Genomic DNA, 13811 nt, shown 5'->3' with positions numbered 1-13811 from the left:
TCTAGCACTCCTGGATTCTCCTCCACCACCACAGGAATCAAGCCCCTTGGCTTCCCTCAGCTACTCACAGCCATCCAGATAGTACCACAGTCAAACTATTTGTGAAGAATTTCTAAGTTCAGTTGCGATTATCGCATCAGGCAATTAAGCAGAAGCTAGTCATACACAAGGGCAGAATACAGGGGTCAAATGTCTGGACATTGCGTATTGACAAAATATATTAAATATGTATTGGCATTGGGACGATCGCCTGCTGCATCACCAGAACACAAACCCGTCGGAATATTTGGCTATGACGATAAAACATTTTTCTAGTTTATGTTCAAAAGTAATAGTAAAAGTCATAAATTATACAAACAGAACAGAGGATGCATCCGTATTAGTTCGGTTATTTACATTTTGCAATCTTTGAATTCAAAAAAATTTAGTTTAAGAATGCGGATAATTACGGGCGACGGTTCACTCAAATAAACTAGACTTACGTAAAGCTTAATAAAAAACAATGATTCAAAAACAAAGGCCCAGATTAGGAAGTGCGATCGCTAGCACAATTTTAAGTTTGTTTTCAGCCCTCTCATTGGTAGGAGTTGACAAAACACAAGCCGCCGTACTTACCTACAATTTTCAAGTGGACGAGGGTGGAGGTAGTGGTTTTTTCAAGGTGAATTACTCCTCGGTTAGCGCAGAAAGAGGATATCAAGAAATTGCTGTAAGCGAGGGAAGATTAAACACTCCTTTTATTCTTGAGCCTTTTTTTGAAGAACGCAAAGAATACTACAATTTGGCAGGGGCTATAGCTATATTTTATGAAGGGGTTTTTCACGGAATCACAGGAGGCGGCTATGACTCAGCGACAAGAGAATTAATAGTTCCTCCAGACCAACTAGGAGGACCCGATCGTATTGAGTATAGCGGCAGGGCATTTGCGTATATGGAAATGTACGTGCAGCATTATAGGGGTATTAGTATTATTGGGCCATCTTGGTTCCAGGGGTTTAAGGAGGTATCTATTAGCCGCAGCAACGGTATTTCAGAGGAACACAGACAGAAGATAGACTCTGCCGATGTTTATTACACCCTAGTGAATACCGAACCCGAACCAGTTCCCGAACCTCTCACCGTTGGGAGTACAGCTTTAGCATTGGCAGGTTTAAGCTGGTTAAAACACAAGAAAAAAATGGCAGCTTGAGGTGCGATCGCACCTCAACAATTAAGCACTCAGAAGTCACTTTTCAAAGAATATTCGAGTTGCAAAATTTTGCTCTCGATTGGGAGACAGAGCTCTGGCTTTCAAAATCGCAGCTACCAAAAACGCATAGGACAAAACTCCCACCAAGGCCAGCAAAAGTACGCTGACGGCTCCCGACGCGTTCCACAAAGCGTGAAGTGCCGAAGCGCTGAAATAGCCGACGCCCAAAATTTGCCAGCGCTTCCTAGGTTTGAGGGCGCTCAAACCGATAAAATATCCCAAATAGCCGCTGTAAGCCATGTGTCCGGCGGCGGAACCCAAAATGCGGGGAATTAGCAACTGCAATCCTACTAATTGTCCCGCCTCCGCCCCTGCTTGCAGGGTGACATTTTGGATGACATTGGGAACGTACTGTCCCAGAGTTTCTAACAGTGTAAAGCCGACGGCCGAGGCACTTCCTAACAGAATTCCGTCTAAAGGTTCCCAAACGCCGATTCGAGCGCGCCACGGATTTCGCAGCCAATTTCCCAGCAGCATCGCTCCCAAAACGGGCAAGGCTTTCAGTAATTCTTCCATCAGACCCGCCCCGAAAAACATTCTGTTCAAAAAAGGCAAAAAACTGATTGTTTCGCCTTCGGTTGGCAGGCGGCCGGGCAAAATTTCTCTAAATACGAATATAAATCCAATTAATAAGGGGCTGATCACAATCAGGACTGTAGCTAAGGCAGAACCAAGCAATACCCACCAAGGCTTGTGTTTGCCGCACAGTTGATAGATAAAGTAGTAAGCCGCACCGGCGAGGTAAGCTGACAGCAGCAAGTTGAATGCTGCAGAATTGCCAACTGCGACAAACATCGACACGACAACAATAACTGTGGCGATACCTGGATATAAGTAAGCTTTTTGACTTAATTGTTTGCCAGTGGAGGCGATCGGGAATAATTGAGTTAAAGTGAGAGCATCTTTTTCGCTAGCCGCAAAATTGCCCGTTTGTGGTGCAGGGAATCCGGGTTGATTTTGGTAAGGGGTTACGGGAGATTCAAAGATGAATTCAGGGCCGTCAAGGCCGAGACTGATGCGATCGCCTGTTTCTAAAGTTTGGCAGCCAGAGAGCTTTTTTCCGTTGATATAAGTTCCGTTAGCGCTGTTGAGGTCGCAAATTTCCCATCTCGTCACATTACCCTGAGTTAGGGGACGGATCGTGGCGTGGCGACGGGAAACCATGCCGTGACCGATCGACTCTAAGGCTATTTGACAATTGCGATCGCGTCCTATGACCAATTCCCCATCTTCAGAAAGTTGGTACTGGGATGCTGGGGTTCCCACAGCATCTTTGGCTGGCACTTGTCGCAGAAATCCGATTTCATTAGTCATGAGTTATGAGTCATTAGTCATTAGTCATTAGTCATTGGTCATGAGCTCGCAAGCTGTTAGCTGATGTTATTTTTGAGCAGTCTTTATTCCACAGTTATTAGTTGTTAGCTGCTGACTAATTACTAATTACTAATAACTGCTGACTAATGACTAATGACTAATGACTAATCACTCTGCTTATAGATTTGCTCTGGCATCCTGAACGGCTGCATAGAAAAATATGCCAGTTAGCGGTACGCTCAGGGCGAGGATGATGCCCGTGACTAAATTGCCAAGTTGAGCTTCTCCCGATGACAGCTCAAAGATGGAGCCGACTGCCGCGATCGCAGTGATGCACGAAAGAGCTAAGAGTAAACCACTTTTCGGAGTTCCTGCCATCATACTGATTTTACTGCCTTTGGCGAAAATTTATGCTTGACTAATGCTTCATTCAGTGCCAGCTTGTTTTCTACTCTGTCTACAAACAGCACTCCGTTGAGGTGATCCATTTCGTGCTGAATTGCCCTCGACAGTAAGTCTGTTGCTATCAGGGTTTGTGGGCGGCCGTATTCGTCGCGGTAGGAGACTTCAATGACTTCTGGGCGTTTGACTTCTAAATAAACTCCCGGAATGCTCAAACACCCTTCTTGCAAGATGCAGATATCGCTGCTGCTACTTTTGATGGTGGGGTTGATCAAAACGATTGGTGGTGTGGCGGGGTTTTCCGGGTCGCAGTCGAGGACGATTACTTGTTTGTGGACTCCCACTTGGGGGGCGGCCAAACCGATACCGTCGGCACTGTACATGGTTTGCAGCATTTCTCGGACTAGCTGCCTAATTTCTGCATCGACGCTTTTGACACGCTTGGCTGGCTGCCGCAGGACGCGATCGCCTAATGTGTGTATTGTTAGGGGCGGTTTTTCTAACTTTTTCTTTTCAATCAAGACCTGAGCCGTCATAAAACCTCGCGGGATATTTGGAAACCCCCAACGAAAGCTGTTGGGGAATGAAATTGGAACCAATACTATTGTTTTCAATATTAATCTAATTTTAAGTAGCCATGACTGGAAACAAACCAAACCAACGGCCGATTATTTCTCTGGGGCTTTCGCCTGTTATAGTCGCGGTAGAGCTTTTGGGTGCGATCGCGATTTTGCTAGCTGTTTTGCTCATCGTCAAGTTTTGGGCGGTTTTGCCCGATCGAATTCCGATACATTTCGGCTTGGGGGGGCTAGCTGATGCTTGGGGAGACAAGGTGATGATTTGGATCGTGCCGGCGGTTGCTGCCATTATTTTTGCCGTTTTAACTGCGGTTTCGCGCTATCCCCATACTTTTAATTATCCGGTACCGATTAATTCTGAGAACGCTCATCGGCAATATCTGTTGGGCAGAGACCTTTTGGCTTGGCTGAAGGCGGAGATTTGCTGGCTGTTGGCGTTTGTGGTGCGACAGCAAATTCTTGTCGCTTTGGGCAATGCTCAAAGATTGAGTATGGAGTTACTTTTAGGGTTAGTTTTTTTGATATTTGGGACAGTTGGCGTGTATTTGCTCAAGGCTTATTCTGCTCGCTAGATCTAGGGCAAAAAACTTACATATAGCCTTTCTCAGAAATATGAGGTACGAGTGGGCATAGGGCATAGGGCCTTCCTCACTTTTTTGAGAACCGCTATATACCCAACAATAAAGTTTTTTGGTATGATGTTTTTAACTCCAGGTAATATTATTGTGCCTAAATAAATAAATATTTTTTTTTGTATTGAGGACTCAAGTCATCTAAGTTTTATGAGGAGTTTAGTTATCACTACAAACATTTTTGATTTCTGGTAATTGAGGAGACATGATAGTAATCATACGCGAGGGGTTAGTTATACGGTAGATGCCGCTCGACTAACCCATCAGATATGTTTGCTTATTGTTGATCGGCAATACTCGCAACTGTCGATTTTTTAAATCAGGTTCTAAGCCTAGTTCTTCCATTGGAATCACCCCCAACAAAACAGCGGAAACGCCTGCGGGCAGTTCTAAACAATCAAATCTGCCCTCTCTCCCCTCTACAATAATTTGAGCATCTGCAAAAATTCTACCTTTTTTGATGCCAGGCGATGTTTCTACATCTCTTTCTCCTACTTGTTTTAAACCTAGTTGGCTAATAATAAGAGCTGGCAAGGAAAGTAGTGTCGCTCCGGTATCGACAACAACGTTATCGAGGGTAACAGAGCGAACTTCCTCAGCACCAATGAATCCCCGTTCAGCCATAACTATATCGATGCGATTGGTGACGGTGATTGTCGTGATTACTTGACCCATTTGTTTTTCTTGTAGATTGGGGAGTACCAGGGTCATAATATGTTACCTCTTTGAGTGTAATTAGTGGATGTTTCTATTGTAAGGCTATCTATAATCCTGCGAAAGTTAGTTAAAATCATTTTAATGACCGGCTAAAATTAGAATTTGCCTCAACGCATGACACCAGAAAACAACTCTTCTCAACCCAATCGCCCTGAGTCTAACGTGACTGTAGAAAGTCAGAACGGTGCGAGCCCTACTGTGCCACCAGAATCAGGGACAATCGTCGTTACTGCTGAACCGGAAAAACCGGTGCCACCGCCTCCAACTCGCAAGGTTTTTTTGCCACCGCAGCCGGAACAAACGACTGCTGAGAAGTCGGGGTCCGTGCTGACGCTGGGGTTGATCGCTGCGATGATTTTTGGGCTGGCAAATGACAACATTTGGCTGGGCTTAATTGGCGCCGTAGGTGCGATCGGCATATCGCTGCGGCTGATGTGGCCGAGTTGGGGCAAAATCTGGGCGCAGGTAATTCCGCCGACTTGGCGCACGCTGATCGTCGCCTGCTTCGGGCTGTTAGCTGGGATTGTTGGCTTGCTGATGCTCAGCGGTACTAATACTGAACCGGGAAGCCGCAACATCCAAATCAACTGGGACGCCATCGGCGCTTTGGGCGAGTTGATCGGCGCTTTGGGCCAAATTTTGATCGCAATTTTGGGCGTTTACGTGGCTTGGCGGCAGTACGTGATCTCGAAAGATTTGACGATTCAGCAAAATAGAATTACGCAGCAGCAAACGATCGATGCTTATTTTCAAGGGGTTTCCGACTTAGCCCTTGACGAACAAGGGTTTTTGGAAGACTGGCCGCAGGAAAGGGCGATCGCAGAAGGCCGCACCGCTGCGATTATGAGCAGTGTAGATGCTGAAGGTAAAGCTAAAATTCTGCGGTTTTTGTCGCAGTCTAGATTGGTTACTCCTCTGAAGCGCGATCGGCTTTTAGGCCGCCCCATCCTTGACGGCGACGGTGGCTACGCGGAAGATAGAGATCACGGTATCCGCGTTATCGATCTCAATGTCATGTTAGCGGGTGCTAACCTGGCTGGCACCGATTTGCGGTGGACGGATTTGAGCGAAGCCAACCTCGTCCGCGCCAATCTCAGCAAATGCGATTTAGTGAAAGCCAACCTCTCGCGCGCTGTCTTGTACGACGCCAATCTCGCTCGCGCCGACATGAGAGCCGCCGCATTATTCTACGGCTCGGCACAAACTGCATCCCCTCGCAGCCGTACCGAATTTCCTAACTATCAAACGGGTGAACATACCGGCGCTGTGGTTGAACGTGCTGATTTCACCGGTGTCAAGCGGCTGTCGGAGGAACAGCGCTATTACTGCTGCGCTTGGTGCGGCTCGAAGTCGAGAGAGACTATTCCCGGTGGCTGCGAAGGGATTCCCAATAAACTCGGACGTTAAAATTATCAGTACCGCTGTACTTAGGTATATATTTGGCGATCGCTCGGCAGCGGACTATACTTTAATTTTAAATCTACAGTCGGGCGCTGTTTTAGCCCTGACAAATACGGATTTAAGGCTAGAAGTAATTCCGCGCCTGGAGCGCTCCAAAAGCCTGGACGAGGTAATTTTTGTCGCTGCTAGGTGCTTTCTGATGGGACGATAAATGGCACCTATAAATCGCTAATTTAGGTAACAGCTATGCAGATGATGAGCAGCAGCATTCTATGGCTTTTTAGCCTCTGTCACTTTTGCTAATGCGCGGCTTCACAACTTTTGGAATGCAAGTGGAAGTAGCCGGGCTACTAATTAATATTTGGGCATTTTTTGGTGCCTTATTAGCAGATTCAAACTATTAGTAAAGTTACCCTAATTTAGGGCGGTAGCTATTTGTTGGATTTGTGAAAGAGGCTGAGCATTACAGTCGGATATTCCGGTTTTGGTTGGATCTTTAGCGCTACTGATAAATTCCGTTGATATGCAATCATTGGACCCCTAAGCTTACGGCATTATGGAGGTTTCAATGGCACTCGGTTTCGTGTTGATTAATCCGACTTGTTGGGAATATGGTGTTATGACATTATTTGCTACATTAGTGCTGTACATGGCTGTTGAATTTGCTGCGTGGGTCTAGGTAGCTTAATATACTTCTCCCTATCTTTTGCATAAACTTAATTTACTCTATTTCCCAAGCTGCCTGAAAAAAGTCTCTTTCACACAGCATAGCGTAGCGATAGGTTGTTTCTACCTCCAGCCCAGCTTCTGCGTAGCGATCGACTAAAATTTCCAGCCGTTTTGCTAAAATCTCAAAATCCGGGCTGCTATAGGTGGAAATCCAGTCGCTAAAAGCGTGTTCCGGTATATTAGGTTTAGCTAGCTGCTGTCCCAAAAAAGCGTACAACCGCAAGCAAGGAGTCATCGCGGCTGCTGTTAAACCTACACCACTTCCCCAAGCTGTCGCTAATAAAAAATCTGTATAGCGACGGGTAGCAATTTCCGGTTTTGCCTCTTGCAAGTTTACACCCCATTTGGCTGCATATCCTTGATGCAAACGAAGTTCTTCTAAAACGCCACTACCGAGATCGTGAAGGATTTCAAACCCCTCCCAGTCAGGTGCTTTTGCGGCAGCGATACTGTAAGCGCGAGCAAATGCTCCCAGAAAAAATGCGTCTTGTGCAACGTAATATGCAAAACTATTTTGGGGGAGGCTGCCGTCAGCAATGCCTCTGACAAAGGGATGTTGTAGACAAGCTTCGCTTAAGTCTTGATTTGCTTGCCAAAGATAATTGGAATTTGTCATGCAATTTTGAATCGATGGGTTATGATTGTAATTTTTATAATCTGACTAAACATCTATGATAACAGATGTTTTCGCGTGGCGTGTGTCATTTTTATGATATCTTTTATTTTTTGTATTTAAAAAAATAGATAATTGTTGGTACGCGGCTATTTTGTGGGCGGATATTGTCCGGCTAAAAGAGCGAAATTACGTGCCGAACCTCTCTCGTGAAGCAGCTAGGGGGTGTGGGGAAAAAGAAACTTTTGATTTAACGGTTGAAAAGCCAATTCTTAAACAGAAACTGCTATGAAAGATACACCTAAGTATTCCTTGGTAATTCCTATCTATAACGAAGAAGAAAATCTCGCTGAATTGTATCGGCGAATTAGTGCCGTGATGGATCGAATGGACGGTCCAGTAGAATTAATTTTAATCAATGATGGCAGTCGCGATCGCTCTCTAGAACTTTTGCGAGAATTGCACGAAAAAGACTCACGAATTTGTTACCTCAGTTTGGCCCGCAATTTCGGTCATCAAATAGCTGTAACTGCAGGTTTAAACTTTTCTAGAGGTCAAGTGGTAGTCATCATGGACGGCGATTTGCAAGACCCACCAGAGCTAATTATAGATATGGTAGAACAGTGGCAGCAGGGCTATCAAGTTGTTTACGCTCAGCGCACTCAACGCCGTCAAGAAGGTTGGTTTAAGCGATTGCCAGCTTATATGTATTATCGCATTTTGCGGAATCTTGCTGATGTGGATATTCCCATAGATACGGGAGATTTTTGTTTGATGGATAGGTGCGTGGTGGATGTACTCAACGCCATGCCAGAACGTAACCGCTACATTCGGGGATTGCGCGCTTGGATTGGTTTTAAACAAACCGCAGTTAAGTTTGAACGTGATCCGCGCTTTGCAGGTGAGGTTAAGTATACCTTCAGAAAATCTTTGAGTTTAGCGATGAATGGTTTAGTATCTTTTTCAAAAGTTCCCCTCCGACTTTCGATTTATTTGGGGTTGTTTGCTGCATTTATATCAGTGTTAATGGCTTTTTTGATTTTGTACTGGCGGCTTTTTTATCCAAACTCTGCCTTAACTGGTTTGACAATTGTGATGATGGCAGTTTTCTTTTTGGGGGCGGTACAGTTGGTGAGTATTGGGATTTTGGGCCAGTATATAGGGCGGATTTACGAGGAGGTGAAGGGCCGGCCACTTTATACGCTGGCAGAAGTGGCTGGCTTCGATCCATTGCGTCAAAAAAATAGTAAATAAGCAGGAGGTTTTTACTATCTTGATGGTTTAAAGATAGCGGTTGTATCCTGCCTGAATCACCTGAAGCCTGAACCACATTCAAAATGCGGGTTGTTGATTCATTATTTTCTACTTAATTTCAGCCTATATACACTCCCGATCCCATCGTTGAGTGACTCTATTCCAGCCAAAGTAATCTTTAATAGCTAATGCTTGTTGTCTTAAAAAGTCTTGTTTTTCAGGATTTTTTACCAAGTCAATCACTGCTGCAATAAAAGCATTATTAGTTTCCTCATTCCCCGCAGATCCCTTAATTCTGATACCTGATTTTACAGTGTCATCTAAATCTGCATAAGTTGTCACCACAGGAACACAACCAGTAGCTTGCGCCAAGCACTAATACAGAAAATCTCCGCAGCAGTATGACAAGGATAAACCCAGATACCTGATTTGAATAATTTTTTCACTAACTCCTTGTGTCGAATACTGCCATCTTCATAGACATTTTCCTGCTCTAAAAGTTGTAATTTCTTTTCTTTTTATCGGGTAAATATAGAAATTTCTCAAGATAAGGTAAATTAATTAAAGAATCAATTCCTTGCCAACCATAAAAAATATGTAATTCAACATCGGGCACTTCTTTGATATAGCAACCGCCAAGGCGGTTATGGCATAAACTGTAAGTATTCCCAATTGCTCGATTGCGAGCGTACAACTTATGCCCAAGCCCTAAAGTTACGACCTTCGTCAACAGGTGATAATCGCTATCAAAGTCGATGTCTTGAAAACTACTGAAGCCAGTCAACTGTTCAATATTAGTGGCAACACGATCGGTCTCTGGCTAAAATGACTTGCCCAAACAGGGGGGTTTGAGGCATTGCCCAATCAACCGTTGGGTAATGGTCATAAAATTACAGGGGGTACAATTTAAAGAATTTGTGAGGGCCCATGGGGATAAAACACAAGTAGAGATGGCAGAACTATTGTTTGAGGAAATTAGCGATATAACAATCTCAAAAGTCTTAGAAAAAATTGGTTTTAGTCGTAAAAAACTTATGGATATCGAGAAAGGGGCGAATAAAAAGACCCATAATTCACAGAACAGTTAGCCAGATATAGCCAAGAAGAACGAGTTTATATAGATGAGTCAGGGATGGATGACCGAGATGAATATGGGTATGGGTATAATGAGATAGGTGACAGGTTTGAAGCACTAAAAATTGGTAAAATAAGAAGAGGACGAATAAATATAATTGCGGCGGGAGTTTAATGGAAAATTACTAGCACCATTTACGGTAGAAGGAGCTTGTAATCGAAGCGTATTTGAAATCTGACTAGAAACTTGTTGAGTACCAGTATTAAAACCTGGACCCGTTGTGATAGCAGATAATATAACATTCCACAAAGGTGGACGTATTCAAGAGATAATTGAATGTACGGGATGTCGATTGCTATATTTGGCACCTTATGCGACAGATTTAAACAAAATTGAGAATGATGGTCATGGCAAAAAAGTCGCATCCGTCAACAAACCCATAGATTTAGCTGTGTTCGAGATGCTCTGGAAGATGTCCTCAGCAAAGCGTTCTAACCGCCTTGGCGGTTGCTATACTTTTACATAGAAAATCATTTAGGATCGCTATAGTCACCATAGCTGGAGCGGCTAGCATTAATGCGTTTGAGTGCGAATTTCCTAGAACAGCCCAAGGGCAGGTGCTTTGTTTTTTCCTGGCATTTTGTGCGATCGCGCTAGGTGGTTATTTGACAGCAACGCTGGGCACATTTTTTGTGAGTCAGGATGCTGAGAGCGATGGAGCAGAAATAGCTGCTACACAATCAATTCAAGCTGTGGAAACAAAAATTACTGCACTGCGAAGGTTCAAGCCTGCTTGAGGAAAAGGTTTAGACCTGTGAATTGCTGACCTTGGATTTGAGGATCGAGTCGATCGCTCTCGATACGATACTAGAGAAACGATGATGTCTGTCCAATTATAGATTACCTTTTACTCTAAACTATTCCAAGCGAGAGATGATCTTTTAAATTTTGAATTTTAATATAAAAATATCCTCTAACCACTCAAATAAAAAAAATAAAATGATGGAAAAAACAAGCAGAATAAATTATTGATAGAGACAAAAAAACTTTATTCAGGATTAATCTCTTATTTCACTGTTCAATAGTGCCGACAGTTTTGCTCTGGCTCAATGCCTGATTTTATAAGACTTAGAGCCACGGGGGATAATTAAATCAAAGTCATCTCCACTCCTGACTTGCATTTAATTCGACTTTTTTATGGTCCTTGCCCTATCAAGCTTGTATCATCGTTTCCCAAAAAAACGCAGTATTGATTGAATGTTAAGCTGTTTCTATTTATTGCATTGACACGATAAACTCATGGAAAACACATTATTCGATCGCACATTCCGGGACAGCGAAGGCAAAATAGTTATAGCTCAGATGCCCAATCTACCACTGAGTGTCGGGATTGTAGCTACTTTATTAACGCTGATTGTTACAACAGGTAAAATTAATTTAGGGTTGGAGCTAGTAGCCTTTGGCTCTTTGTTTACTTGGGCTTGGGAAGAATTATTTCAAGGCGTTAATTACTTTCGTAGAGCATTAGGTCTGATTGTGCTTGTTGGTCTAATTGCGTGGAAACTTCAATAGTTAGGTAAGCATACATCAAATCCATAAGGTAGAGCAAAACCTTTATCGAGCGGATGAGGAACGGTGGAAAGGTTGACAGGCTGTAATGGACAACCCAAAAATTAACACCTATCGGATGTGGGAACACCTCAACAATGCTCAACTAATTCGCTACCTGCTACTCTTTGTGCTTGCTTGGGCTATCGTGCAGGTGTTGGCTTTTATTTTTGCAGCTACTCTCGCCTTTCTGCTGAACTAACCCGTCAAATTTGTATCTCGTTTCCTCCCTCGTTGGCTAGCGGTAGTGCTGGCTTTTTTACTTGCCTTATTGATTGATTGTAGGTGCGTTAATGGCAACGTTAGGATTAGCTAACATTTCCCAAGCACAGCATTTATTAGAACAGGATCCTCAATTTTTAGACTCGCCACTGGCACTGTTGGAAACATTTCAATAGTTTCTGTTAAATCCCCATATTACGTTAGATTTTAGCACTTTTAAGCAACCACTGCACCAACAAGTCATAGGCATAATCTGCCTGGAATTTTCCACAGTGCAAAATCTGTTATTCAGTTTGCTAGATGTGATTGTGCTTACGTGGTTCCCTTCTTTATGCTGATCGATGGTAGACGACTATTGGGATCTGATGTGAGGCTCTTTCCACCCGGCTTATACGAGGATTTGACCAGGGAAATCCAAAATAAATTTTTAGGTTTCTTTTGGCTCGGTTGCTATTATCAATATTTTTCGGCTTCTCTACCTTTGTGGTGTTTATCTTGGTGGATATTCCCTATGCACTGTTCCTGGCGGCAGTCGCAGGCGCATTTGACCTTATTCCCCGTATTGGCGCGATGAAATTCGTGGGGAAAAGACAGAACAATTTTCTGGTTGATGTTGAAGCTAGTTGGCTTGAGATTTCGGTTAAGATATTTTGTTTTAAATCTCTGGGAGAGCAATAATGAAAGGTTTAAAGGGAAAAAACGCACTCATTACTGGAGCGAGTTCAGGTATTGGGCAGGCATCGCCATTCGTCTTGCTCAAGAAGGTTGCAACATTGCCGTTAACTATCGCAAAAGCTTAGAAGAGGCAGAAGATAATGAAGAAGTAGCTCTGCAAAAAGCCTGTGGACAAGCATCGGAATGCGGGGTTGAAACGCTATTAGTTCAGGGAGATGTCTCCAAAGAAGATGATATCCTTCGTATGGTGAAGAGTGTCATTGATAAATTTGGTAGTCTGGATATCCTGATTAATAATGCTGGGATTCAAACAGAAAGCGCATCCCATGAAGTGCCAACGGATGAATTCGATCGCGTGATAGCAGTCTATTTGCGAGGTGCATATCTCTGTGCGCGGGAAACCATTAAGCATCTGTTAGAGCAGCAGCGCTCTGGGGTGATTATCAATATTTCGAGTGTGCATGAAATCATTCCCTGCCCGATGTATATCAGCTATTCCATCAGCAAAGGTGGCATGGGAAATCTGACTAAAACCCTAGCGTTGGAATACGCAAGCCGAGTCATCCGCGTCAATGCTATTGCCCCGGGTGCAACAATTACACCGATTAATGAAAGTTGGACGGACAATCCAGGACAAAAGGCAGTAGTGGAAAGCCATATCCCAATGGGACGGGCAGGTACATCGGAGGAAATGGCTGCATCTGTTGCCTTTCTTGCATCAGATGAAGCGGCTTACATTACGGGACAAACGCTCTATATTGATGGTGGATTGACCCTTTATGGTGACTTTCGCGAAGCTTGGTCTGCCTAAATTAACTGGGAGAAACTATGGGGAGGAAATAGGCGATCGCTGTCATTTTACCTAAAAAAGGATTTGTTTGGGCGATCGCTTTCTTTACTCACCGGACACTAGACTAAACCGCACTAAGCTGTCATGCAGATATGATTGAACGTGGCAGCCAGGAAGGCATTGCGGAGGAGTTAGACCGCAAATATCTCAAGTAGTGGTATCTTGCTGCATAACAATCAAATAATTCATTAGGGCGATGAACTTGATAGAGAAACATCATCGAGCGCACTGACACTATTACCAGCCACAAATCAAGAGTTTCTGCTATTAATATAAATCATGAAGATTTTTTTTGACATCTTATTCTGATTGCGGAGCGATTTCCTGGGCGGAAGTTTCCCAATTTGCTCCTTTATTAGTGGGTATAAAATGGTATTTTTCAGAGCCAATATCCTGTGAGCTGTAGATGCCAGCACATTGCTCACAAGTTAAGCTAAAAACACTATTGTCAATGAGTAATCTTACTCATTTTTTACCTGTTGACCCAATTAA

At 43.7% G+C, this 13811-nt stretch carries 15 protein-coding genes and 1 pseudogene; 10 read left to right on the top strand and 6 right to left on the bottom strand.

Features of this window, described 5'->3' with window-relative positions; all coding sequences use genetic code 11:
* Positions 1 to 189 precede the first annotated feature (189 nt).
* Positions 190 to 315, top strand: a complete 126-nt coding sequence (locus tag QUA53_RS12375) for a hypothetical protein (RefSeq protein WP_333097689.1) — start codon at positions 190 to 192, stop codon at positions 313 to 315.
* Between the two features lie 187 nt (positions 316 to 502).
* On the top strand, positions 503 to 1189 hold the full coding sequence (locus QUA53_RS12370) for a PEP-CTERM sorting domain-containing protein (RefSeq protein WP_333097691.1): 687 nt from the start codon (positions 503 to 505) through the stop codon (positions 1187 to 1189).
* Positions 1190 to 1225: 36 nt separating this feature from the next.
* Here QUA53_RS12370 and QUA53_RS12365 read toward each other — a convergent pair whose 3' ends face one another.
* From QUA53_RS12365 to def, 3 genes are all read right to left on the bottom strand, one after another.
* Positions 1226 to 2563 (bottom strand): PrsW family glutamic-type intramembrane protease, encoded by a 1338-nt coding sequence (locus QUA53_RS12365; RefSeq protein WP_333097693.1) that lies wholly within the window; start codon positions 2561 to 2563, stop codon positions 1226 to 1228.
* A gap of 177 nt (positions 2564 to 2740) precedes the next feature.
* Positions 2741 to 2941 (bottom strand): hypothetical protein, encoded by a 201-nt coding sequence (locus QUA53_RS12360; protein ID WP_199292547.1) that lies wholly within the window; start codon positions 2939 to 2941, stop codon positions 2741 to 2743.
* The gene (gene def, locus QUA53_RS12355; protein ID WP_333097695.1) at positions 2941 to 3501 is read right to left on the bottom strand and encodes a peptide deformylase; all 561 of its coding nucleotides are present in this window, start codon (positions 3499 to 3501) and stop codon (positions 2941 to 2943) included. Before def ends, QUA53_RS12360 begins: the two co-directional genes overlap by 1 nt.
* 101 nt (positions 3502 to 3602) lie before the next feature.
* Between def and QUA53_RS12350 the strand changes: the two genes are divergently transcribed.
* On the top strand, positions 3603 to 4115 hold the full coding sequence (locus tag QUA53_RS12350; RefSeq protein ID WP_333097697.1) for a DUF1648 domain-containing protein: 513 nt from the start codon (positions 3603 to 3605) through the stop codon (positions 4113 to 4115).
* A gap of 315 nt (positions 4116 to 4430) precedes the next feature.
* Here QUA53_RS12350 and QUA53_RS12345 read toward each other — a convergent pair whose 3' ends face one another.
* On the bottom strand, positions 4431 to 4886 hold the full coding sequence (locus tag QUA53_RS12345) for an aspartyl protease (protein ID WP_333097698.1): 456 nt from the start codon (positions 4884 to 4886) through the stop codon (positions 4431 to 4433).
* A gap of 120 nt (positions 4887 to 5006) precedes the next feature.
* Here QUA53_RS12345 and QUA53_RS12340 point away from each other — a divergent pair, with 120 nt between their 5' ends.
* Positions 5007 to 6299, top strand: a complete 1293-nt coding sequence (locus QUA53_RS12340) for a pentapeptide repeat-containing protein (protein ID WP_333097700.1) — start codon at positions 5007 to 5009, stop codon at positions 6297 to 6299.
* A gap of 715 nt (positions 6300 to 7014) precedes the next feature.
* Here QUA53_RS12340 and QUA53_RS12335 read toward each other — a convergent pair.
* Complete coding sequence (locus QUA53_RS12335; RefSeq protein ID WP_333097702.1) at positions 7015 to 7638, bottom strand: TenA family protein; 624 nt, start codon at positions 7636 to 7638, stop codon at positions 7015 to 7017.
* A 285-nt stretch (positions 7639 to 7923) separates the two neighbouring features.
* On the opposite strand from QUA53_RS12335, the gene QUA53_RS12330 reads away from it, so the two are divergent.
* On the top strand, positions 7924 to 8889 hold the full coding sequence (locus QUA53_RS12330) for a glycosyltransferase family 2 protein (RefSeq protein WP_333097704.1): 966 nt from the start codon (positions 7924 to 7926) through the stop codon (positions 8887 to 8889).
* A 123-nt stretch (positions 8890 to 9012) separates the two neighbouring features.
* Here QUA53_RS12330 and QUA53_RS12325 read toward each other — a convergent pair whose 3' ends face one another.
* The gene (locus QUA53_RS12325) at positions 9013 to 9261 is read right to left on the bottom strand and encodes a hypothetical protein (RefSeq protein ID WP_333097705.1); all 249 of its coding nucleotides are present in this window, start codon (positions 9259 to 9261) and stop codon (positions 9013 to 9015) included.
* A 361-nt stretch (positions 9262 to 9622) separates the two neighbouring features.
* Between QUA53_RS12325 and QUA53_RS12320 the strand changes: the two are divergent.
* From QUA53_RS12320 to QUA53_RS12300, 5 genes and pseudogenes are all read left to right on the top strand, one after another.
* Positions 9623 to 10459: pseudogene (locus tag QUA53_RS12320) on the top strand (IS630 family transposase).
* A 122-nt stretch (positions 10460 to 10581) separates the two neighbouring features.
* The gene (locus QUA53_RS12315; protein WP_333097707.1) at positions 10582 to 10761 is read left to right on the top strand and encodes a hypothetical protein; all 180 of its coding nucleotides are present in this window, start codon (positions 10582 to 10584) and stop codon (positions 10759 to 10761) included.
* A 502-nt stretch (positions 10762 to 11263) separates the two neighbouring features.
* Entirely contained in the window at positions 11264 to 11536 is a 273-nt protein-coding gene (locus QUA53_RS12310) for a hypothetical protein (RefSeq protein WP_333097709.1), read from the top strand.
* Between the two features lie 85 nt (positions 11537 to 11621).
* Positions 11622 to 11774 carry a hypothetical protein gene (locus QUA53_RS12305; protein WP_333097711.1) on the top strand — a complete coding sequence of 51 codons (153 nt, stop codon included), beginning with the start codon at positions 11622 to 11624 and terminating at the stop codon, positions 11772 to 11774.
* A 630-nt stretch (positions 11775 to 12404) separates the two neighbouring features.
* The gene (locus tag QUA53_RS12300) at positions 12405 to 13280 is read left to right on the top strand and encodes an SDR family oxidoreductase (protein WP_333097714.1); all 876 of its coding nucleotides are present in this window, start codon (positions 12405 to 12407) and stop codon (positions 13278 to 13280) included.
* Positions 13281 to 13811: the final 531 nt, after the last annotated feature.

The organism is Microcoleus sp. Pol12B3 (genome assembly GCF_036701355.1).
Classification (GTDB): Bacteria; Cyanobacteriota; Cyanobacteriia; order Cyanobacteriales; family Microcoleaceae; genus Microcoleus.
The sequence above is the reverse complement of the archived record's forward strand: the minus strand, read 5'-3'. Positions and strand labels throughout refer to the sequence as shown.